Source organism: Simplicispira sp. GW247-4R2A (assembly GCF_059424465.1).
The window spans coordinates 1-21,678 of record NZ_JBWKZM010000027.1 but is presented as its reverse complement, the minus strand read 5'-3'; the positions used below and the strand labels follow the sequence as shown (position 1 = coordinate 21,678).

The window sequence follows — 21,678 nt, the reverse complement described above, 5'->3', positions numbered from 1 at the left end:
ACTCGCCATGGTCCCCATCCACCGCTTTCAGCCCCGCGTCTTCGAAGCCCTGCGCGGCTACAGCCGAAGTCGCCTGCTTGCCGACCTGGGGGCCGGGGTCACGGTCGGTGTGGTGGCCCTGCCGCTCGCCATGGCCTTTGCCATTGCCAGTGGCCTGACGCCGCAGGCAGGGCTGTGGACGGCCATCATCGGCGGTTTCCTGGTGGCGCTGCTGGGTGGCACCAACGTGCAGATCGGTGGGCCGGCGGGGGCCTTTATCGTCATTGTCTACGGCATCGTCGATCGCTATGGCGTGGCCAACCTGCTCATTGCCACCGCCTGCGCAGGTGTGCTGCTGTTTGCGCTTGGCCTGCTGCGCCTGGGGAGCCTGGTGCGCTTTGTGCCGGTGAGCATCGTTATCGGTTTCACCAATGGCATTGCGGTGCTGATTGCCGTCTCGCAGCTCAAGGATTTTCTGGGTCTGCAGATTGCCAAGATGCCTGGCAACTTCTTCTCACAAGTGGATGTGATGGCGCGGCACGCAGGCACTGTGAACCCTTACGCCCTGGGCCTGGGCGCAGCCTGCCTGGGTGGCCTGTTCCTGTGGCCACGCCTCTTCATGAGCGGCTCCCCCGTGCTGCACATGGCCGAGGGGCATACGGTGCGCAACTTCGCGCGCATTCCCGCGCCTGTGGTGGCGCTGATTACCCTCACCGCGCTCTCGCACGGCATGGGCTACCCGGTCGAAACCCTGGGAACGCGTTTTGGCGGCATTCCCCAAAGCCTGCCCATCTTCGCCTTGCCCGCTTTTTCCTGGGACACCGTGCGCCTGCTGGTTGCGCCCACGATCACCATTGCCTTGCTGGGCGCCATCGAGTCGCTGCTCTGCGCACGCGTGGCCGACCAGTTGGCTACCGACCCGCATATCCGCAAGCACGACCCCAACCAGGAGCTGATGGCTCAGGGTGTGGCCAATTTCGTCGTGCCATTTTTTGGCGGTATGCCGGTGACGGGCACGGTTGCCCGCACGGTGACGAATCTGCGCGCCGGTGCCACGTCGCCGGTGGCGGGCATCGTGCACGCGGCAACCATCGCCGTCATCGTGCTGGTGGCGGCTCCGCTGGCGATGCACATTCCGCTTGCCGTGCTGGCCGGCATCCTGCTGCATGTGGCCTGGAACATGGGCGAGTGGCACGAGTTTGGACGCCTCAAGCACTTCTCCAACCACTATCGGCTGCTGCTGCTGGGCACTTTCTTCCTCACCGTGGTGTTTGACTTGACGGTGGCCGTGCAAGTCGGGCTAGCGCTGGCCTGCGTGCTGTTTGTACGGCGCATGAGCGAACTTTTCCGTGCCGAGCCCGAAAGGCTACCCGCCGCGGCTGGCGTGCCGCAGCTTGGCTGGCAACTGCATGGCGCACTGTTCTTTGGTGCGACCACCAAAATCGACCCCCTGGTGGGCGCCATTGAGGCGGCCCCCGAGGGCGTACAGGTGCACCTGGATATCCACGACCTGTTCGCCCTGGATACCACGGGCCTCGAAGGTCTGGAGCAAATCCTCAAAACAGTGGCCGAGCGCGGCGGGCGGTTGACGCTCTCGGGCGCGCAGGCCCAGCCTGCATCGCTCATGGAGCGATCGGGCTTCAATGCCCGGCTGGCGGCGCAGTCTGCGGCGCCACAGGGCCCTGCTGCTGCCAGTGCCCCGGGGCATGGCCCGTCCAGCGGCGAAACGCCCGGTTGAAGGCACTGGCCTCCGAAAACCCCAGGCGCCGCGCAATGCGAACAAACGGCTCGGCCCCGCTCGCCACGGCCTGGCAGGCCAGCGCATGGCGCACGCCATCGACCAGGTCGGCGTAGCACACGCCCTCCTCCTGCAACCGGCGCGCAAACGCCCGCTCCCCCAGCCCGAACTGGCGCGCCGCCTGGGCGCGGCCAGGCACGCTGCCGTCCAGCGCGCCGGTCAGCCACTGCTCGACCCGGGTGCTCAGCAGCATGGGTGCCGACAACGCCGCCAACTGCGCCGCCGCATGGGTGCGGTGCAACAGCGCCAGCTCGGCATCGGCCTGGGGCAAGGGGGCATCCAGGACGGTGTTCTCCAGCAGCAAGCCATTGAAGGCCTGCTCGAACTGCACCTCGGCCCCCAGAGCCTGGGCATAGGCCGGCAATGGCCCGATCTGCCCATGGCTGAACTGCACGCGCACGGGCTGCAGAGGCCGGCCCGTCACCCAGCGGCTGAAGCACACGGCAGCGGCCAGCACAGACTCCACCTGGTGCGGGCTGAACGCAAGGCTGCCCTGCTGCGGGTGGTAGATGAGCCAGCTGCGCCGCTCCCCGGCCAGGGTCTGGAAGCGACCGCCGTCGCTGATGAGACGCTGGTACTCCTGCAACTGGCCGATGGCGCTGCGCAGCGTGGCCGACGACAGCAGGATGAAGCTGACCACATTGAAGCTGCCCGGCCCCACCTGGCGCCCGGTGTTCAGGCCAAAGGCGGCGTCGCCCGTCAGCGCGGCGGCGGCCCGCCAGAGGCGGGTGATGTCGTCGACCGGCCAGCGCGGCGCGCCCAAGCGGTCGTGCGCCACCCCGGCGCGCGCCAGCAGGTCGGCGCAAGGCACGCCCTGGCGCTCGGCGGCGGCAATGACGGTGTTGACCCAGCTGAGCGACACGCTGGGCGCTGAAGTCAACATGCAGTGGCTCCAAGGTCAAGAAAAATTCCATGATACGGCGCTATGGTTGAGCGATAAAAAAGGAGACAAGCGATGCACTCACAGCGGCACGATGTGGTGGTGGTCGGTGGGGGACTGGCCGGTATCGTCACCGCGCTGGAATGCCTGCGCGCGGGCCAATCCGTCGCCCTGGTGGACCGCGACACGTCCGAGCGCTTCGGCGGCTTGGCGCTGTGGGCCTTTGGCGGTATGGCACTGGTGGGCACGCCGCTACAGGCGCGTATGAAGATCCCCGACACGCCCGAGCGGGCGCTGGCCGACTGGCTGCGCTTTGGGGAGCTGGGCGAGAACGACATGCTGCCGCGCCAATGGGCACAGCACTACGTGCAGCATTCGCGCAGCCAGGTGTACGACTGGCTGCTGCAGGAGGGCGTCAAGTTCATGCCTGCCGTGAACTGGGTCGAGCGCGGAATGAACGGCGACGGCAACAGCGTGCCGCGCTACCACATCGTCTGGGGAACGTCGCGTGAACTTACGCGGCGCATGGTTTCCGCGCTGCGTGCGGCGGCCTCCACAGGCCGAGGCGCTGGACGCCTCACCCTGCTACACCAACACCGGGTCACCGCGCTGGAACACAGCGCAGGTCAGGTCTCGGGCGCTGTGGCGGTGAACGACGCCACCGGCGCAGAGGTGCGCCTGTCGGCACCCGTGGTGGTGCTGGCCATGGGCGGCATCAACGGCAGCCATGAAGAAGCGCGCGCCAACTGGCCCCAAGATCGCCCCCGCCCCAGCCAGATGCTCAATGGCGCACACCCCTTTGCCGACGGCAAGATGCACCACTGGGTGGCCGACGCGATGAAAGGGCGCATCACCCACGCAGGCGAGATGTGGAACTACGCCGCAGGCTTTCCGCACCCGTTCCCGCATTTCGAGGGCCATGGGCTCTCGACCATTCCCTGCAAGTCGGCCCTGTGGCTCGACCACCGGGGCGAGCGCATCGGCCCCGAGCCGCTGGTCACCGGTTTTGACACCCACTGGCTGTGCCAGCGCGTCGCCGCGCAAGACAAGCCCTGGACCTGGCACCTGCTCAACTGGCGCATCGCCATCAAGGAATTCGCCATTTCGGGGGCCGAGCACAACCAGCGCATCCGCGATAGGCAGTTCCCGGCATTCCTGAAGGAAACGCTGCTCGGCAACCACCGCCTGGTGCGCCAAATGCAGAGCGAAAGCCGGCACTTTCTGGTGGACGACACCCTTGCTGGTCTTACCGCCAAAATGAATGCGCTGACCTGCTCGCACGACATTGACCCCGCCGTACTGCAGGATACCGCGGACAGCTTTGACGCCAACTTCACCAATGGCAACAAGCTGCACAACGACGACCAAATCCGCCGCATCCTGCATGCACGCCAGTGGGGGCCCGACAAGCTGCGTACTTGTGCCCCGGCACCGCTGCAGAAGGCCGGTGCCGGTCCCTACATCGCCATTCAGATGCAGCTCATTACCCGCAAAAGCCTGGGCGGCCTGCAGACCGATTTGCAAAGCCGCGTACTAGACGGCGCGGGCCAGCCCATTGGCGGCCTGTACTGTGTGGGCGAGGCGGCGGGCTTTGGCGGTGGCGGCGCCAGCGGCAAGCGCTCGCTCGAAGGCACCTTCCTGCCCGGCTGCCTTCTCACGGGGCGGGCTGCAGCGCGCTCCATCACCACCGGCCACGGCCTTTGACCTTTCCCCAGGAGACATTCCATGCCCAACGGCGCACAAGCCCTGATGAAAACGCTGGTCGATGCCGGCATCGAAGTCTGCTTCAGCAATCCCGGCACCAGCGAGATGCACTTTGTGGCGGCGCTGGACAGCGAACCGCGCATGCGCGCCGTGCTCGCCCTGTTCGAGGGCGTGGCCACTGGCGCTGCCGACGGCTATGCCCGCATGGCGGGCAAACCCGCTGCCACGCTTTTGCACCTGGGCTGCGGCCTGGGCAATGGCCTGGCCAACCTGCACAACGCGCGCAAGGGCAAGGTCCCCATCGTCAACATCGTGGGCGACCATGCCACGTACCACACGCGGCTAGACGCCCAACTGCAGTCCGACATCGAAACCGTGGCGCGCAATGTGTCGCCTGGTTTTGTGCGCACCTCTTCCAGCACCGCCCAGTTGTGCCAAGACGCCACCGACGCCATCGCCGCCGCGCGCGGCCTGCCGGGACAAGTGGCGACGCTGATCCTGCCGGCCGACGTGTCTTGGGGCGAGGGCGCCGAGCCCTGCCCGCCGCCCGCACAGCCCGCACCCCAGGCCGCGGATGCTGCGGTGGTGCAAGCCATTGCCAAGATATTGCGCTCGGGCAAGAAAACGGTCTTGCTGCTGGGCGGGCACGCCCTGCGCGAGCCCGCGCTGCTGGCCGCCGCGCGCATTGCCGCGCACAGCGGCGTGCAGTTGCTGGCCGAAGTGTTCCCCACCCGCATGGAGCGGGGCGCCGGGCTGCCCTATGTCGAGCGCATTGCCTACCTGGCCGAAATGGCCGGCGTGCAGTTGGCCGAGATCGAACACCTGGTGCTGGTCGACGCCAAAGCGCCAGTGTCGTTCTTCGCCTACCCCGGCAAGAAGAGCGAGCTGGTGCCCGACACCTGCACAGTACATACGCTCTCCACCCCGGCCCAAGACGCAGCCGCCAGCCTGCAACAACTCGCCACCGCGCTGGGCGCCACGCAGACCGCGCCCGCCCTGCAGGCTGCACAGCGCCCAAGCCGCCCGCGCGGCAAACTTACCGCGCCCAAGGTGTGCAAGGCCGTGGGCCACCTGCTGCCGGACAACGCCATCCTCATCGATGAAGCCATCACCTCGGGGCTGATGCTCTCGGCGATGACGGCAGGTGCGCCGCGCCACGACCTCATTACCCTGACTGGCGGCGCCATCGGCCAGGGGCTGCCCAACGCCATCGGCGCGGCCATTGCGTGCCCGGGCCGCCCCGTCATCGCGCTGATTGGCGACGGCACCGCCATGTACACCTTTCAGGCCCTTTGGACCATGGCGCGCGAGAAGCTGCATGTGGTGTCCGTCGTTTTCAACAACGCGTCCTACTCGGTGTTGAACGTGGAGCTGGAGCGCGTCGGCGCCGACGAAGTCGGGCCCAAGGCCCAGTCGCAGCTCGACCTGAGCGAGCCCACGCTGAACTTCGCGCTGCTCGCCCAGGGCATGGGCGTGCATGCGGTACGCACCGACACCGCCGAAGGCTTCACCAAAGCGCTGGAATATGCCCTGGCAGAGCCGGGGCCGCACCTGATCGAAGCACTGGTGCCCGAGTCCCTGAGCGGTGCCAAGCGCAAGGTGCTGCCCTGGCTGCTGCGCTCCATGCCCCACTTGCCGCAGCCGGTGGCGCGGGCGCTAAAACGGAAAATCGCGCCGTAGGCGCGCTCTCACCCCCCTGCGCCGCTCCGTACGGCCGCCTGAGGCGGCGGCTCCTCGGGATCGTCCAAACCTGCGCAGATGTGCGTGGCCCACCCAGAAAGCACACTGCACGGGGAATTGTGAGAGCGCTCACTTGGATTGAAGCTAGATCACAGCGGGAATACTGGCTTGCATGCCTTTGAAATGCCTCAGCCGCCTACCACTTGGGCGCTTGACGGCCGTGCTTCGGGTTTCTCCGGGAGGGGAAATTCTCTCGAATGGGCGCATATTTCCAGCATCTCGTCTTGAAGGCTGCGATCTCAAAATCCAGCGCATGTCTGTGGAAATGGGATACCGCTCAGCACAGCGTCACAAGGGAAAACCATGCAGATATTCCAGCGTATTTTTACTGCCAGCAATCGCCCACATTTTGACGCGCTACCCGTCCATCGCCAGAACCAGCTCATTCTGGTCTTTGGCAGCACGGCATTGCTCAGCGACAGTGGTCATTTCGACGCGATTCGCAGCGCCTTTCCGGGTGGATTGGTCGTTGGATGCTCCACCGCAGGGGAGATTCATGGCACCGAGGTAAGCGATGACACCTTGGTGGTGACCGAGGTGAATTTCGAGCACACCCGGCTGCATTTTTCCCAAGGGCATATCGTCGACTCCTCGCAAAGTTTTGCGGTTGGGCTTGCTCTGGCCGAGTCTTTGCCCGCTGATGAACTCGTGCATGTGCTGGTTTTCTCGGATGGACTCCATGTCAATGGCACGGCCCTGGTGCGGGGCATGCGGGAAGGACTTCCGCCACACGTCGAGATCACGGGAGGTTTGTCCGCGGATGGCGCCAGGTTCCAAAAAACCCTGGTGTGCGCCAATGACGTGCCAGCACCCAATCAGGTGGCCGTTGTGGGCTTGTATGGCGACCATATCAAGGTCGGCTATGGGTCGTTGGGCGGCTGGGATCCGTTTGGCCCCGAACGGGAAATCACCCGCGCCCAAGGCACCGTGTTGTTCGACCTGGACCGCAAGCCCGCGCTGGAGCTGTACAAACGCTATTTGGGAGAGCATGCCGCTGGTTTGCCGGCAACCGGGCTGCTGTTTCCGCTGGCCCTGCGCCATCCCGAAATGGTGGGCGGTACGCACGGAGGCAGCAGCAGCGTGGTGCGCACCATTCTCGGTATCGACGAGGAGCTCGGCAGCATGACCTTTGCCGGCGACATGCCTGAAGGTGGATACGTCCGACTCATGAAAGCCAACTTCGAACGCTTGATCGACGGCGCATCCGGCGCGGCAAGAATCAGCATGCAACCTTTGCAGGACCAGTCGGCTCAGTTGGCTTTGCTTATCAGTTGCGTGGGCCGCAAGCTGGTACTCAAACAGCGGGTGGAAGAAGAAGTCGAGAGTGTGCGCGACGTCCTGGGTGATCAGGCCGTATTCACCGGGTTCTATTCCTATGGAGAAATTTCGCCGCACATGGCGGGCGACGCGTGCGAACTGCACAACCAGACGATGACCATTACCACGCTTTTTGAAAACTAAGGGATGCACAGCCTACTTCTGCGCCAGATCCGACGGCTTTTCGGAGAAGTCCAGGAGCTTCCCGTCAGGATGCTGCCTCTTTTCGAGGCTATCGACGCCTACTACCACCAGGCCGACAACGACCGCGAGATGATCGAGCGCTCGCTGGACATTGCCTCACAGGAAATGCTGGAGCAAAACCACGTGCTGACCAGCGAACTTGAGGCGCGCAGGGCCGCAGAGTCCCGTGTGATGACCTTGTCCAACTTCGATACGCTGACCGGGCTTGCCAATCGCAACCTGTTCGTGGACCGGCTCAACCAAGCGATTGCCGGTGCCCTGCGGGAAAGCCATAAAGTGGTGGTCGTGGTACTGGGGCTGGACTATTTCAAGCTGGTCAACGAGAGCCTGGGCTACAGCACCGGCAACGAGTTGCTGAAGGTTGTTGGTGACCGCTTGCGCGGCTGCGTCCGCGGCAGTGACATGGTGGCCCGTTTGGGCGGCGACGAATTCGCCCTGATCTTTACGGAGTCGGCGCCGGGTCAGCGCGACATCCATCCCCCCCACTACCGCAGAAACACCAACGATGAAGTCGAACCGGGGACCGCCGAACTTCTGCAACGGATCATGAAGACCGTTTCAACCTCACTCATGCTGGCTGACCGGGAACTTGAAGTCACCTGCAGCATGGGCGTCAGCCTGTATCCGCGGGACGGCACGAACAGTGAGGCCCTGCTCAAGGCGGCCGGCGTGGCGTTGAGCAACGCCAAGCGCATCGGGAGCAATAATTTTCAGTTCTTCACAGTGGACCTCAGTGCCAAAATCCAGGCGCGATTGGCCTTGCAGGGGCAGCTTCGATTGGCAGTCGAGCGTGAGGAGTTTGTCTTGCACTACCAGCCCCAGGTGGACCTATGCAGCGGCCGCATTGTGGGCGTGGAAGCGCTGATCCGCTGGAACCACCCCGAACTTGGCTTGGTGCCACCGGGGCAATTCATCGGCTTGGCGGAAGAAACCGGTCTGATCGTGCCGATCGGCGCCTGGGTCATCCGTACCGCATGCGCGCAAAGCAAAGCCTGGGAGCGACAGGGACTTGGCAGTTTCCGCATGGCGGTGAATGTGTCAGTCCGCCAGTTCGCTCAGCCCGACCTGGTTGAATACATCGCAGCGGTGTTGGCAGAGACCGGCCTGGAGCCGCAATCGCTGGAAATCGAATTGACCGAGAGTCTGGTCATGAACGATGTGGATCGATCCATTGACATCTTGCAGCGGCTCAAGGCCATCGGCCTGCAAATGTCGATTGACGATTTCGGGACCGGTTATTCCAGCCTTGCGTATTTGAAACGGTTTCCCATCGACCTGCTGAAGATCGACCAGGCGTTCGTGCGCGACATCGAGACCTCCTCGGATGATGCCGCAATCGTAAAGACCATCATTTCCATGGCGCACAGCCTGGGAATTCGCGTCATTGCCGAGGGAGTGGAAACCGAGGCACAGTGCAATTTCCTGCGGCTCAACATGTGCGACGAAATACAGGGCTATTTCTTCAGCAGACCCGTTGACGCGGCACGTATCGGGGAGCTTCTGGCACAGGATCAGCGCCTGGCGGATCATTTGCTGCGCTTCAAGCGAACCAAGCGCTCTTTGTTGCTGGTCGATGACGAACCCAGCGTCGCACACGCACTCAAGCGCCTCCTCCGACGCGAGAATTTGCAGATCCTGATCGCTGATGGTGGGCAGGCAGGCCTGGACATCTTGGCGCAGCACCCGGTTGACGTGATCATTTCTGACCAACGCATGCCCGGCATGACCGGGGTTGAGTTCCTGAAAATTGCCAAAAACCGCTATCCAGATGCCATCCGCATCGTACTTTCCGGGGACTCGGAAATGCGCTCGGTGACCGAAGCGGTAAATGATGGTGCCATCTACAAGTTTCTGAGCAAGCCATGGAGCGACCAGCAGCTTTGTGACTGCATTGAGGAGGCGTTCCTGCACAAGGAAATGGCCGACGACAACCGCCAACTACAAATGGAAATATTGGCTAGCAATCAAAAGTTGGCGGCAGCGAACCGCGAGCTGGAGAAGCAACACGCAAGATGAACTGCCCCGGTGGACTGGCGGAGCCAGATCCACAGTGCCACGGGTTTGGGGGCGCGCCCATTTCAGAGGGCCTTGGTGGTTCTCGGCTCTATCGCCCACCGCCCTGGTTCTGCGGCGCGTTCAGGTCGGGGCCGTTTTGCGTGCGCAGCACTCGGCCGTCGTTGCCGGTGACCACGGAGAACAGCATGTGCGTGTCGGGCTGCACCAGGTAGTGCCAATCCAGATGCGTCTCGCCACTCAAGTCAAAATGCGTGGTCTTGGCCGGTTTGCCCAGCAGGCGGCGCACTTGCCCTATGGCCATACCCGGCTGCACGCGCGCGAAATTCTCTTGCGTGAGCACCTGGCGCACGGCGACAAGCCTGCCGTCGGCGCCAATCGTGATCATGTAGTTCTCAACTCCGGCGGGCTGGCGGTTGTACTCCAGTGTGTGGCCGCCGTCGGGCTCGGGCCAGGTGTTCTCGGGCACGCCAAAGCGGTCGCGCACGTCGGCTTCGGTGGACTGGCCGCTCTGCAGTTCGCTGATGCGTTGGGCATCGCAAGCTGCGAGAAGCACCAGACCCACGAGTGTGGTGGCAAACAGTTTGGCGATAGGCATGATGGTCCCCGGTAAAATCGTGAGAACTAGCGTAACCCAAAGCCATGTCCCTCTTCGCCCGCCCCCACTACACCTCCGACGCCACCCAGTTCATCGAGAAGCTCAAGCACGAGCGCCCCGAGCTCGATGCCCAGCAACGCGCCGGGCGTGCCCTGCTGTGGGACAAGCCGGTAGATCGGGCACTCTGGCAAGAGTACCGCGCCGGCCGTGTGCCGCAAAAATCCTACGTCTACTACTCGTACAGCGACGAGCAGTAAAACTGGCTCCAGCGCATTATTGACAAGCGCTTGTAGCTATAAAAACCATAGTGACTATCGGCATGGTGAGCGACGCTTCTCAAGACGCGCCCACAGTTGCCATGCCCGAGGTGGTGGACCAGGTGGCGCTCGCCCGCCTGTACGGCGAGCCGCTGTTCGCGCTGCCAAGCGACCTGTACATTCCGCCCGACGCACTCGAAGTCTTCCTGGAGGCCTTTGAAGGCCCGCTGGACCTGCTGCTCTACCTGATCCGCAAGCAGAACTTCAACATCCTCGACATCCCCATGGCCGGGCTGACGCGCCAGTATTTGGCCTATGTGGAGGAAATCCGCAGCCGCAACCTGGAGCTGGCCGCCGAATACCTGCTGATGGCGGCCATGCTCATCGAGATCAAGTCGCGCATGCTGCTGCCGCCGCGCAAAACCGAGGGGGCCGAGGAAGCCGAAGACCCACGCGCCGCCCTGGTGCGCCGCCTGCTCGAATACGAGCAGATGAAGCTCGCGGCCGCCCGCCTGAACGCATGGCCGCAGCACGGACGGGATTTTCTGTGCGCCCAGGCGGTGATCGAGCAGGGCCTGCAGCCACGCTTTCCCGATGTGAGCCTGGCCGACCTGCAGCAGGCCTGGCAGGACATCATGAAGCGCGCGCGCCTGGTGCAGCACCACCACATTTCCCGCGAGGAGTTGAGCGTGCGCGAGCACATGAGCCAGGTGCTCAAGGCGCTGCAGGGCCGGCGCTTCGTCGAATTTGAAACCCTGTTCGACCCGGCACGCGGCAGCACGGTGCTGGTCGTCACCTTTATCGCCTTGCTCGAACTCGCCAAGGAAACCCTGATAGAAATTACCCAGGCGGAAGCCTTTGCCCCCATCTACGTCCGGCTGGCATACACCCCCAGCTGACACACCTCCAACCCCTTTGCAACCCTCCGAGTCGGCCCGCTGGCACGCAGTTGCACCGATTGCATTGACCCATGGCTTCACACGATTTTGACGTTCTGATTGTGGGCAGCGGCCTGGCCGGCCTGTCCGCTGCCCTGCACCTCGCTCCCACGCACCGCGTGGCCGTGATCACCAAGCGCCAGATGCAGGACGGCGCCAGCGCCTGGGCCCAGGGCGGCATTGCCGCCGTGCTGGCCAACGACGACAGCTTTGAGGCGCATATTCAGGACACCCTGGTGGCGGGCGCCGGCCTGTGCGATCTGGCCACCACCCGTTTTGTCGTGGAGAACGCCCCCGCCGCTATTGCCTGGCTGCGCGGCCTGGGCGTGCCGTTCACCGAAGAGGCCGGCGAGCTGCACCTCACGCGCGAAGGCGGCCACAGCGCACGCCGTATCGCCCATGTCACCGACGCCACCGGTGCAGCCGTGCAGAAAACCTTGATCGACGTGGTGCGTGCCACCCCTGGCATCACGCTGTTCGAACACCACACGCTGGTGGACCTGATCACCAGCCACAAACTGGGGCTGGCTGGACAGCGGTGCCTGGGCCTGTACGCGCTGGACGAGTCGACGGACGAGGTGGTCACCTTCCGCGCACCACAAACCATTCTGGCGACTGGCGGCGCCGGCAAGGTCTACCTCTACACGACCAACCCCGACACCGCCACGGGCGACGGCATTGCCGCTGCCTGGCGCGCCGGCTGCCGCGTGGGAAATATGGAATTCATCCAGTTCCACCCCACGGGCCTGTACCACCCGCACGCCAAGTCTTTCCTCATCAGCGAGGCGGTGCGCGGCGAAGGCGGCAAACTGCTGCTGCCCGACGGCACCCGTTTCATGCCGGAGCATGATGCACGCGCCGAGCTTGCCCCGCGCGACGTGGTCGCCCGCGCCATCGACTATGAAATGAAGAAGCACGGCCTGGACTGCGTGTTGCTCGATATCTCGCACCAGAGCCCGGCATTTTTGCAGGAGCATTTTCCCAACATCCTGGCACACTGCGCCAATCTGGGTATCGACATCACCAAAGAGCCGATTCCGGTGGTGCCCACGGCGCACTTCACCTGCGGCGGCGTGCTGACCGACCTCTCGGCGCGCACCGACCTGCCCGGCCTGTACGCGGTGGGCGAAGTGGCCTGCACCGGCCTGCATGGCGCCAACCGGCTGGCCAGCAACTCGCTGCTCGAATGCATGGTCTTCGCCCGCGCCGCCGCCCAGCACATCGCCAGTGCACCGCGCGTGCAGATTCCGGCGCTGCCACGCTGGGACGACAGCCGTGTGACCGACGCCGACGAATGCGTGGTCATCTCGCACAACTGGGACGAGCTGCGCCGCTTCATGTGGGACTACGTGGGCATCGTGCGCACCAACAAGCGCCTGGAGCGCGCCACGCACCGCATCACCTTGCTGCTGACCGAGATCGACGAGTTCTACGCCAATTTCCATGTCACGCGCGACCTGCTGGAACTGCGCAACCTGGTGCAGGTGGCACAGCTCATCGTGCGCTCGGCGCAGCTCAGACGCGAGAGCCGCGGCCTGCACTACAGCCGCGACTACCCGGACCTTGCCGCGCCAGCCGCGTCCACCATTCTGGTCCCCCCTGTCACCCACTAATCCCTTCACGCCCCATGCTTCGCACCCTGCTCAAATCCAAAATCCACCGCGTCGCCGCCACGCACTGCGAGCTGCACTACGAAGGCTCCTGCGCCATTGACGAAGATTTGCTCGACGCTGCCGGCATTGTCGAAAACGAACAGGTCCACATCTGGAACATCGACAACGGCGAGCGCATCGTCACCTACGCCATCAAAGGCCAGCGCGGCAGCGGCATGATCTCCGTGAACGGCTCGGCCGCGCGCCGCGCCAGCGTGGGCGACCTGCTGATCATTGCCGCCTTCGCCCAAGTGCCGGAAGCCGATGTCCCCAGCCACCGCCCCCAGCTCGTGTTCGTGGACGCCCACAACCGCCAATGCGGTCTGCGCGACCACGTGCCTACCCAGGCTCTCTGAAAGGCCATGCCATGCCACACCTGACCGTCGAATACTCCGCCAACCTGGCCCCCTTTCCCGAGCGCAAGGCGCTGGGGGAACTGAACGAGGCCATCTGTGCCAGCCCCGAGGTGCAGACCGAGGCCGACCTGAAGACCCGCTTTGTCTGCCAAAGCAGTTTTGCCGTCGGTACGGAATCGGGCCCGCGTGGCTTCGTGCACGCCCAGCTGCGCTTGCTCGCCGGCCGCACGCCCGAAGCCAAACAGGACCTGGCTGAGCGCGTGGCGACCGTACTGCGCCGCCGCACCCCGAAACCCGAGGGCATGTTGGTGCAGCTCTCCGTGGAAATCGTGGATATGGACCGCCCGTCCTACATCAAGGAACGGCTGTAGGTTTGTCGGCCCAGCATTGACCCAGCCCTAAAGCGCGGTCAAAAACTCATGAATTGATAGCTGCTAGCGCTTTGTGCACAAGCGCTAGAGCCCAATTTCACTATAAATTTTGGCGCGCAAACCCTACGAAGAGGCCGATGCAGATTCCTCGGCATCTTCGGGCGCCTTGGTATGGCGAATGAAGACTTGGGCCGCCCAGATACCCATTTCATAGAGCAGCACCATGGGAATGGCCAGCGCCAGTTGTGACACCACATCCGGCGGGGTGACGACGGCGGCAACAATGAAGGCCACCACGATGAAGTAGCCCCGATAGCGTTTGAGCTGCGCCACACTGACGATGCCCAGGCGTGCCAGCACGATAACCACGATAGGCACCTCGAACGCCAGGCCAAAGGCAATGAACATGGTGAGCACAAAGCTCAGATAGGCCTCAATGTCAGGCGCGGCCGTGATGCTCTTGGGCGCAAAGCCCTGGATGAAAGCAAACACCTTGCCAAAGACAAAGAAGTAGCAGAACGCCACGCCAACCAGGAACAGCACGGTACTGGAGATGACCAGCGGCAGCACCAGACGCTTCTCGTGCTGGTACAGACCGGGCGCGATGAACCCCCAGACCTGCCACAGCACCACCGGCAGGGCAATCATGAACGCCGACATCAGCAAAATTTTGAGCGGCACCATGAACGGCGAGATCACCGAAGTGGCAATCAAGGTCGCTCCCTTGGGCAGGTGCGCCACCAGCGGCGCGGCCATCAGGTCGTAGAGCGCGCCGGGGCCAGGGAAAAAAAACAGCACCGCCGCCACGACGCCTACGGCCACGATCGACTTGACCAGGCGGTCGCGCAGCTCCATCAGGTGCTGCACAAAGGGCTGCTCGGTGCCGGCGAGTTCGTCGTCTGGAGAAGGATTCTGGGACATGGGACAGAAAGTGGCGGGCAACTCATGCCCGAAGCCGCGCAGCTGGCGGCGCAGCGTTCAATGAAATTTCTGGGGACGGTAGCGTGCTACCCGGGCCGCGCCCGACTGCGCCTTGGTGCGCACACCGGCACGCGATTTGTACCACTGCGGCATGGCCCCCCGCTTGAGGCGCCAGTTCTTGCCGGGATTGCGGTAAGCAGGAACAACAGCGCTCTCGGCGTTTGCCAGATACGCGGCGTGCGCGTCATCGGTGGCCTGTGTCAGGTTCCGCTGAAATTCTTCGGCGCTGGTGTGAATGCTTTGCTCGACGTCGCGGGCCGCGCCCTCCACCGTGTCCTTCATCTTGCGCAGCTCATCGAGCTCCATGGAGCGGTTGACCTCGGACTTCACATCGGCCACGTAGCGCTGGGCCTTGCCCAGCAGCGTCCCCACGGTACGCGCCACGCGTGGCAGTTTCTCGGGACCAACGACGATCAGCGCGACCACGCCGATCAGCGCCATTTTGGACAGGCCGATATCAATCATGCGCGTGCGCGGCGGTACGGATGATCAGCTTTTCTGCTTGGCCTGCACGTCGATGGTCGACGTATCAGGCGCGGCAGCGGCGTTGGTCACTTGCGAGGGCGGCGGCACGGGCGCAGCGTCGTCGGCCGAGCCATCCCTCATGCCGTCCTTGAAGCCCTTGACGGCGCCGCCCAGGTCAGAGCCGATGTTCTTGAGCTTTTTCGTGCCAAAAACCATGACCACGATCAGCAGCACGATCAGCCAGTGCCAGATAGATAAAGAGCCCATGAAAATCTCCTAAGGAATGCAGACCATTTTAGTCCGTGCCGACAAGGTGGCTTGCAGTCAGCTTGCAACGCCCCCCAAGACGATGGTGATTGGGTGCGCTGTCAGCCCTTGAGCCAGGGGCGTGGCCCGCCCATGACGTGCATGTGCAGGTGGTCCACCTCTTGGCCCCCTTCGCGCCCGGTGTTCACCTGGATGCGAAAACCGCCTTCCGGATACGGCCGGCAACCCTGTTCCAGGGCCAGGCGGGGTGCCAAGGCCATCATGCGCCCCAGCAGGCCGGCGTGTCCGGGTTCCACCTGCGCCATGGAAGGGATGTGCAGGCGCGGCACCACCAGGAAGTGCACGGGTGCATGCGGGTGGATGTCGTGAAAAGCGACAAACTCCTCGTCTTCATAGACCTTGCGCGAGGGGATTTCGCCGGCGGCAATTTTGCAGAATAAGCAGTTCGGGTCGTGCATGGCAACGCTTGGGTTATTGGGCATTTTGCGTCAGATCAAGGGTGGCCCGCACGCCCAGATCTTTGCGGTGCGCGGCCAGCCAGGCGCTCCCTGCGGCGCGGCCGCGCTCAAACAACAGGCGCACAAAGGACAGGTCGGCGCGCGCCTTGCTGGCCGCGCCAAACTCCGAAAGCGCGGCGCCTCCGTCGATGCGGTGCATGCGGATGTCCTTGTAATGCGTAGGGTCAAGCTTGCCTTCACGGAGCAAGCGCCGCACAAATTCGATAGCGCGCAGTTCGGCCAGCAGGCAGGCGTTGAAGTTGATCTCGTTCATGCGGTCCATGATCTCGGGCACGGTGTCGGGCACCGCGTCGTGCTCGATCGGGTTGATCTGGACCAGCAAGATATCGGTGCACTCTACTTCGTAGGTCAGTGGGTACAGCGCCGGGTTGCCGGAATAACCCCCATCCCAATACGCTTGCCCGTCGATCTCCACCGGCTGGAACACCATCGGCAGGCAAGCCGACGCCATGACCGTTGCGGCGCTCAGACCCGCACCCGAGAAAATTTCCCCCCGGCCCGTGCGCACATTGGTGGCGCAGACAAAGACACGCGGCACGCCCGCAGGGGTTGCGGCGAGGCGCTCAAAGTCGATTTCCCGCTCCAACAGGCTGCGCAGCGGGTTGATGTCCAGCGGATTGGACTGCGCCGGCGCCAGCCAGGGTGTTATCAAGGCCATGGCCGGCAGCACCGCGGTACCGCCCCAGCCTGGGCCGCCCAGCGCGCCAACACCCTCCCACAGGCGGGCCAGCGTTTTGCGCGCGAGCCTTGCCCCTTCGACACGCGCCTCAACCGGGTCGCGGGTCTGCGCGGCAGCCTGGGCGAAGCCATGCGCCACCGCCACGGCATTCATGGCGCCGGCGCTGGTGCCGCTAATCCCGTCGATATCGATACGCCCATCTTCCAGCAGGGCATCGAGTACGCCCCAGGTCAAAGCGCCGTGCGAGCCGCCGCCTTGCAGTGCCAGGCTCAGTGCGTGCCGGGCCGCGTGCGGCTCAGACATTGACGGCCCGGTTCTGGTTCATGGCCACCATGCCGCGCACGATGCGGTAGAGGAACCAGATGGAAATCAGGCACCACGCCAGCCAGCCAGGCAAAAAGAACAGCAGCCACAGCGGCGCGGTGACGATGTACAGAACACCCGCCCACAGCACCGTGCGGATGCGCCAGGAAAAATGGCTCGCCTGCCAGGTGCCCTCAGCGTCCGAGCGCTTGACCAGATCGATGATGAGGGCAATCACCAGCAGCAGCGCGCCGGGCTGGGCACCGGGAATCACTGCGCCCAACGCGACGATCAGGTGCAGCGCATAGCTCACCCAGCCCCAGGCCTTGAGGCCTTCCGCGCGTTCGCCGTCGTTCGGGATGTCGATGATGTCGTTCATGGCTAACCCTCTTCGCTGGCGCGGCGTTGCGCTTTGCGCAAGGCCTTTTCCTCGATGCCGCTGGTGCCGGCGCGGCGCTCGAGTTCAGCAATCACATCGTGCGGCGACGCGCCGTAGTGCGCCAGCGCCACCATGGAGTGGAACCACAGGTCAGCGACTTCACCAACAAACTTGCTGCGCTCGCCACCGTGGTCCAGGTCTTTCGCGGCCATGACCACCTCGGTGGCCTCTTCGCCGATTTTTTTCAGGAAGGCGTCGGGCCCTTTGTGCAGGAGCCGGGCCACGTAGCTGGTCTCGGGGTCGCCGCCGTGCTCGCGCTTGCGGCTTTCGATGGTGGCGGCAAGCCGGGCGAGTGCGCCTTCGTCACTTGCCAGCAAATTTTTGTCATTCATGGGCATCATTTGTAGATGGAGGCCGGGTCTTTCAAGACCGGCTCGGTCGCTTGCCACTGGCCATCCTTGAGCACGCTGAAGAAGCAGCTGTGGCGACCCGTGTGGCAGGCAATGCCGGGTTCGTGGCCGAGCTGGGTGACGCTGAGCAGGACCACGTCCTGATCGCAGTCGATACGAATCTCGTGCACTTCCTGCACATGGCCGGATTCTTCGCCCTTGAACCACAGCTTGCCGCGCGATCGGCTGAAATACACCGCGCGGCCCAGCTCGGCCGTCTTGGCCAGCGCCTCGCGGTTCATCCAGGCGAACATCAGCACATCGCCTGTGCCACGCTCTTGGGCAATCACCGGCACCAGGCCTTGCGCGTCCCACTTCACTTGATCAAGCCAGTTCATTTGGAGACCCTCAACGCAGGTTCAGCACAGCAGACTGCATGGCACGCACGGTCCCCGCACCGAGCGCCGCACCAAAACGCTTGGCAAGCCGCTCGGCCACGTTTCCATGCTGGGTGTAGTCGACTACGTCCTCGGCCTTGACGACGTCGCGGGCCACCGAATCAAGGCTGCCGAAATGGTCGGCCAGGCCCATCTCGATGGCTTGCTGACCGGTCCAGAAGAGGCCGCTGAAGGTTTCCGGGGTTTCCTTGAGCCGGTCGCCCCGGCCCGCCTTGACGGCAGCAATGAACTGCTGGTGGATCTGGTTGAGCATCGCCTGGGCAAAGGCGCGCTGTTTCTCGGTCTGCGGGCTGAAAGGGTCGAGAAACCCCTTGTTCTCGCCAGCGGTCAGCAGCCGCCGCTCGACGCCCAGCTTATCCATGGTGCCGGTGAAGCCAAAACCATCCATCAGCACGCCAATGCTGCCGACGATGCTGGCCTTGTCGACGTAAATATCATCGGCCGCCGCCGCAATGTAATAGGCCGCCGAGGCGCAGGTCTCTTCCACCACGGCATAGACTGGCTTGTTGTACTTGGCCTTGAGCCGCACGATCTCGTCGTTGATCATGCCCGCCTGCACCGGGCTGCCGCCGGGGGAGTTGACCAGCAGCACCACGGCCTGCGAGCCTTCGTCTTCGAACGCACTGCGCATCGCCGCCATCACGTTTTCGGCACTGGCGTCGGCGTCGGAGGCGATTTCACCCTTGATTTCCACCATCGCCGTGTGCGGGCTGCTCTTGCTGGGGGTCGCCAGTTCGCTCGAAAACAGCGCCCAGGCAATGCCGCCGATCAGCAGCAGCCACATGAGGCGCAGAAAAATGCGCCAGCGGCGCGCGGCGCGCTGCTCGCGCACCGTAGCGAGCACCAGCTCTTCGAGCACACCGCGCTCCCAGCCGCTGTTCGCAGCGCCTTGTTTGACTTCTGAATTCATAGCTTCCTTTGCCCAGATATCGGGCGCTGGCGGGGGTTTTTGTGTCGAACCTACGTTCGGATCTTTGGCGTCTGTCATGTCACCGCCTGGAGGGCTGGAGTTGGGGAGAAGTATGCCAGCGCACCCGTCCACCCTCCTCGGAAACGGCTATTTTGATCAGTCCCTGCCGGCACGGGCCGGCGACGCAGAGGCCGGTTTGCGGCGCATAGGTGGCGCCGTGCGTGGCACACATCAGCCATTGGCCGCTGCTGTCAAAGAATTGCCCGTCCACGTAGTCCATCTCCATGGGCACATGGCCGCAGCGGTTCAGGTAGGCATGCGCCTGGCCTTGGAAGCGAATGGCGAACGCCCGGCACGGCTGCCCCTGGTACACCACGTCGAACGGCACGGCTGCGCCGCTGTCGGCCAAGGCGCCGCTCGCACACAGGTCGAGCACGACGGCTTCGCTCATCCGTTCTGCTCCAGCCAGGCCGCCAGTTCGGCGACCGAAGGCGCGATGTAGCGCGGGGCGAATGCGGCAAAGGCGCTGCTGTCATGGGCGCCATAGCCCACCCCGACACTGGCGCAGCCGGCGCTTTGCGCCATTTGCAGGTCGTGCGTGGTGTCGCCAATCATCAAGGTGCGCTCGGCGGGCACGCCAAACTCGGCCATAAGCTCCTGCAGCATCAGCGGATGCGGCTTGCCAGCGGTCTCGTCTGCCGTGCGCGAACCGTCGAACACGCCGCGAAGCTGCACGCTGTGCAAGGCTTCGTCCAGCCCGCGCCGGCTCTTGCCGGTGGCCACGGCCAGCAGGTGGCCGCGCGCGCGCAGGCGCTCGAGCAGCGGCAGCACGCCCTCGAACAGCACCAGGTCATCCTGGTGGCGCGCGTAGTGGGTACGGTAGCGCAGGCCCAGCTCGGGGTATTTTTCGGGCGGCACATCGGGTGCGGCGTGGGCCAGCGCCTGCGTGAGCGCCATGCCAATCACGTAGCTGGCGTCCAGATCGGTAGGACGCTTGCCGCCCACGTCGCACACTGCCTCCTGGATGCAGCGCACGATGATGGCGGTGGAGTCGAACAGGGTGCCGTCCCAGTCGAAGGCAATGAGGTCAAAGCGGCGCGCAGGCAGGAAATCGGTCATGAGAGGGGGCAGAAACAGGCCAAGTCAGGCGGCAATGGTGCCAGCAGTTCGATGCGTTCGCTGCTTGCGGGGTGGGTGAACTGCAAGCGCCAGGCGTGCAGGTACATGCGTTTGAGGCCGTGGCGCTGCAGGCGGCGGTTGAGCTCGAAGTCGCCGTATTTTTCATCCCCGGCAATGGGGCAGCCCTGGCTGGCGAGGTGCACCCGAATCTGGTGCGTGCGGCCGGTCTTGATGGTCACTTCGAGGAGGGAAAACTCCGGCAGGCCTGCTTCTGGCCGCGCCGGCAGGCGTTGGCGCAGCTTGACCAGGGTGATCGAACGCATGCCGTCCGGGTCGTCCGCCGTGGTGGTGCGCACGCGGCGTTCGCCATCCGCCTGGAGGTATTTGTGCAGCGGCGTGTCGATGACCTTTTTATTGGCCTGCCAGGCACCGACCCCCAGCGCCAGGTAGGTCTTGCCGGTCTCGCGTTCGCGAAACTGCGCTTGCAGATGGGTCAGCGCGCTGCGTTTCTTGGCGATCAGCAAGATGCCCGAGGTTTCGCGGTCCAGCCGGTGCACCAGTTCCAGAAAGCGTGCCTGGGGCCGCGCCTGGCGCAGTTGCTCAATCACGCCAAAGCTCACGCCGCTGCCGCCATGCACGGCCACGCCGGCCGGCTTGTCGATGGCCAGCACCGCGTCGTCGTCGAGCAAGACGGGAAATTCGCGCGCTGGCGCCGGGTGGGCGGCCTTTTCCTCGATACGGTCCGACACCCGCACCGGCGGCACGCGCACCAGGTCGCCCTCGGCCAGGCGCGTGTCGGCACTGGCGCGCCCCTTGTTGACGCGCACTTCGCCGCTGCGAATGATGCGGTAGACATGCGTCTTGGGAACGCCCTTGAGTTCGCGCAGCAGGAAGTTGTCCAGCCGCTGGCCCGCCGAATTGGCGTCTACGGCCTGGAGACGGACGACCTGCGGTGCCGGGTGCGCGGCCGGCGACGCCGGGTGTGTGGGGGGTTTGGCCCCTATAATGTGTTTCACCTGCGCACTATTTTGTAAGTGGTTGATTTGTCTGAATTTTAGTCGACACAACCATTTCCCTTGCGCAGGCAGGTCGATGCCAGCGTGCGTCGCACTAGCGGGCGGCAGGCCAGTTGCCTGCCGCGGCAGGTGCACCGCACGGCGGGCGGACACATTGAAACACCGATACGGAATACTGAGTTTGCAGGCTTCCCCCACGAGGCGGGGCCTGCCAACGGATCGAAGCGAAAACATGCTGGCACTGGTACTGCGATGGATCTCCCTCTGGCAATGGCGCCTGCCTTTGTCATGGGCGTCAAATCGCGCTCAAGTGCTTGTCACACCTGCGCAGGCAGCTACTCTTTTAGTAGTAATCACGCCCTCCCCCAGGCTCGCCCCCTTCCACGC

24 protein-coding genes are annotated in these 21,678 nt (G+C 64.2%); 10 read left to right on the top strand and 14 right to left on the bottom strand.

What is annotated here, in order from left to right; translation table 11 throughout:
- The first annotated feature begins 7 nt into the window (after positions 1-7).
- Complete coding sequence (locus tag AC07ZH_RS16385) at positions 8-1,717, top strand: SulP family inorganic anion transporter (protein WP_495200569.1); 1,710 nt, start codon at positions 8-10, stop codon at positions 1,715-1,717.
- Here the strand turns inward: AC07ZH_RS16385 and AC07ZH_RS16380 are convergent.
- Entirely contained in the window at positions 1,620-2,660 is a 1,041-nt protein-coding gene (locus tag AC07ZH_RS16380; RefSeq protein ID WP_495200568.1) for an AraC family transcriptional regulator, read from the bottom strand. The genes AC07ZH_RS16385 and AC07ZH_RS16380 overlap by 98 nt on opposite strands.
- A 72-nt stretch (positions 2,661-2,732) precedes the next feature.
- On the opposite strand from AC07ZH_RS16380, the gene AC07ZH_RS16375 reads away from it, so the two are divergent.
- The 4 genes from AC07ZH_RS16375 to AC07ZH_RS16360 all read left to right on the top strand — a co-directional run bounded on the left by AC07ZH_RS16375 (position 2,733) and on the right by AC07ZH_RS16360 (position 9,638).
- Positions 2,733-4,361: an FAD-dependent oxidoreductase gene (locus tag AC07ZH_RS16375; RefSeq protein ID WP_495200567.1), complete on the top strand. Its 1,629-nt coding sequence runs from the start codon at positions 2,733-2,735 to the stop codon at positions 4,359-4,361.
- 21 nt (positions 4,362-4,382) lie between these two features.
- The gene (locus AC07ZH_RS16370; protein ID WP_495200566.1) at positions 4,383-6,041 is read left to right on the top strand and encodes an acetolactate synthase large subunit; all 1,659 of its coding nucleotides are present in this window, start codon (positions 4,383-4,385) and stop codon (positions 6,039-6,041) included.
- A gap of 363 nt (positions 6,042-6,404) precedes the next feature.
- Complete coding sequence (locus AC07ZH_RS16365; protein WP_495200565.1) at positions 6,405-7,562, top strand: FIST signal transduction protein; 1,158 nt, start codon at positions 6,405-6,407, stop codon at positions 7,560-7,562.
- Positions 7,563-7,565: 3 nt separating this feature from the next.
- Positions 7,566-9,638 carry an EAL domain-containing protein gene (locus AC07ZH_RS16360; RefSeq protein WP_495200564.1) on the top strand — a complete coding sequence of 691 codons (2,073 nt, stop codon included), beginning with the start codon at positions 7,566-7,568 and terminating at the stop codon, positions 9,636-9,638.
- Positions 9,639-9,726: 88 nt separating this feature from the next.
- On the opposite strand, the gene AC07ZH_RS16355 is transcribed toward AC07ZH_RS16360, so the two are convergent.
- On the bottom strand, positions 9,727-10,233 hold the full coding sequence (locus tag AC07ZH_RS16355) for an outer membrane protein assembly factor BamE (protein ID WP_119108900.1): 507 nt from the start codon (positions 10,231-10,233) through the stop codon (positions 9,727-9,729).
- A gap of 44 nt (positions 10,234-10,277) precedes the next feature.
- On the opposite strand from AC07ZH_RS16355, the gene AC07ZH_RS16350 reads away from it, so the two are divergent.
- The 5 genes from AC07ZH_RS16350 to AC07ZH_RS16330 all read left to right on the top strand — a co-directional run bounded on the left by AC07ZH_RS16350 (position 10,278) and on the right by AC07ZH_RS16330 (position 13,807).
- Positions 10,278-10,490 carry a DUF3460 family protein gene (locus AC07ZH_RS16350; protein WP_119108901.1) on the top strand — a complete coding sequence of 71 codons (213 nt, stop codon included), beginning with the start codon at positions 10,278-10,280 and terminating at the stop codon, positions 10,488-10,490.
- Positions 10,491-10,552: 62 nt separating this feature from the next.
- On the top strand, positions 10,553-11,389 hold the full coding sequence (locus AC07ZH_RS16345) for a segregation and condensation protein A (protein WP_119108902.1): 837 nt from the start codon (positions 10,553-10,555) through the stop codon (positions 11,387-11,389).
- Between the two features lie 71 nt (positions 11,390-11,460).
- Positions 11,461-13,041, top strand: a complete 1,581-nt coding sequence (gene nadB, locus AC07ZH_RS16340) for an L-aspartate oxidase (RefSeq protein ID WP_495200563.1) — start codon at positions 11,461-11,463, stop codon at positions 13,039-13,041.
- A gap of 14 nt (positions 13,042-13,055) precedes the next feature.
- Positions 13,056-13,436, top strand: a complete 381-nt coding sequence (gene panD, locus AC07ZH_RS16335) for an aspartate 1-decarboxylase (RefSeq protein ID WP_119108904.1) — start codon at positions 13,056-13,058, stop codon at positions 13,434-13,436.
- Positions 13,437-13,447: 11 nt separating this feature from the next.
- On the top strand, positions 13,448-13,807 hold the full coding sequence (locus AC07ZH_RS16330; protein WP_495200562.1) for a 5-carboxymethyl-2-hydroxymuconate Delta-isomerase: 360 nt from the start codon (positions 13,448-13,450) through the stop codon (positions 13,805-13,807).
- 123 nt (positions 13,808-13,930) lie between these two features.
- On the opposite strand, the gene tatC is transcribed toward AC07ZH_RS16330, so the two are convergent.
- The 12 genes from tatC to AC07ZH_RS16270 form a co-directional block, all read right to left on the bottom strand.
- On the bottom strand, positions 13,931-14,728 hold the full coding sequence (tatC, locus tag AC07ZH_RS16325; protein WP_119108906.1) for a twin-arginine translocase subunit TatC: 798 nt from the start codon (positions 14,726-14,728) through the stop codon (positions 13,931-13,933).
- Positions 14,729-14,785: 57 nt separating this feature from the next.
- Entirely contained in the window at positions 14,786-15,253 is a 468-nt protein-coding gene (gene tatB / locus AC07ZH_RS16320; protein ID WP_495200561.1) for a Sec-independent protein translocase protein TatB, read from the bottom strand.
- Positions 15,254-15,277: 24 nt separating this feature from the next.
- On the bottom strand, positions 15,278-15,520 hold the full coding sequence (gene tatA, locus AC07ZH_RS16315) for a Sec-independent protein translocase subunit TatA (protein ID WP_119108908.1): 243 nt from the start codon (positions 15,518-15,520) through the stop codon (positions 15,278-15,280).
- 101 nt (positions 15,521-15,621) lie between these two features.
- Entirely contained in the window at positions 15,622-15,978 is a 357-nt protein-coding gene (locus AC07ZH_RS16310) for a histidine triad nucleotide-binding protein (protein WP_119108909.1), read from the bottom strand.
- A 13-nt stretch (positions 15,979-15,991) separates the two neighbouring features.
- Complete coding sequence (locus tag AC07ZH_RS16305; RefSeq protein WP_495200560.1) at positions 15,992-17,020, bottom strand: patatin-like phospholipase family protein; 1,029 nt, start codon at positions 17,018-17,020, stop codon at positions 15,992-15,994.
- Positions 17,013-17,399 (bottom strand): DUF4870 family protein, encoded by a 387-nt coding sequence (locus tag AC07ZH_RS16300; protein WP_495200559.1) that lies wholly within the window; start codon positions 17,397-17,399, stop codon positions 17,013-17,015. The genes AC07ZH_RS16305 and AC07ZH_RS16300 overlap by 8 nt, the downstream gene beginning before the upstream one ends.
- Before the next feature lie 2 nt (positions 17,400-17,401).
- A complete protein-coding gene (locus AC07ZH_RS16295; protein WP_495200558.1) occupies positions 17,402-17,791 on the bottom strand; it encodes a phosphoribosyl-ATP diphosphatase in 390 nt (129 codons plus the stop codon).
- Positions 17,792-17,796: 5 nt separating this feature from the next.
- Complete coding sequence (gene hisI / locus AC07ZH_RS16290; RefSeq protein ID WP_495200557.1) at positions 17,797-18,186, bottom strand: phosphoribosyl-AMP cyclohydrolase; 390 nt, start codon at positions 18,184-18,186, stop codon at positions 17,797-17,799.
- Between the two features lie 10 nt (positions 18,187-18,196).
- Positions 18,197-19,234 (bottom strand): S49 family peptidase, encoded by a 1,038-nt coding sequence (locus AC07ZH_RS16285; RefSeq protein WP_495200556.1) that lies wholly within the window; start codon positions 19,232-19,234, stop codon positions 18,197-18,199.
- 1 nt (position 19,235) lies between these two features.
- Positions 19,236-19,607 (bottom strand): Rieske (2Fe-2S) protein, encoded by a 372-nt coding sequence (locus AC07ZH_RS16280; protein ID WP_119108914.1) that lies wholly within the window; start codon positions 19,605-19,607, stop codon positions 19,236-19,238.
- A complete protein-coding gene (locus AC07ZH_RS16275; RefSeq protein WP_119108915.1) occupies positions 19,604-20,275 on the bottom strand; it encodes an HAD family hydrolase in 672 nt (223 codons plus the stop codon). Before AC07ZH_RS16275 ends, AC07ZH_RS16280 begins: the two co-directional genes overlap by 4 nt.
- A complete protein-coding gene (locus AC07ZH_RS16270) occupies positions 20,272-21,291 on the bottom strand; it encodes an RluA family pseudouridine synthase (RefSeq protein WP_495200555.1) in 1,020 nt (339 codons plus the stop codon). The genes AC07ZH_RS16275 and AC07ZH_RS16270 overlap by 4 nt, the downstream gene beginning before the upstream one ends.
- Between the last annotated feature and the right edge of the window lie 387 nt (positions 21,292-21,678).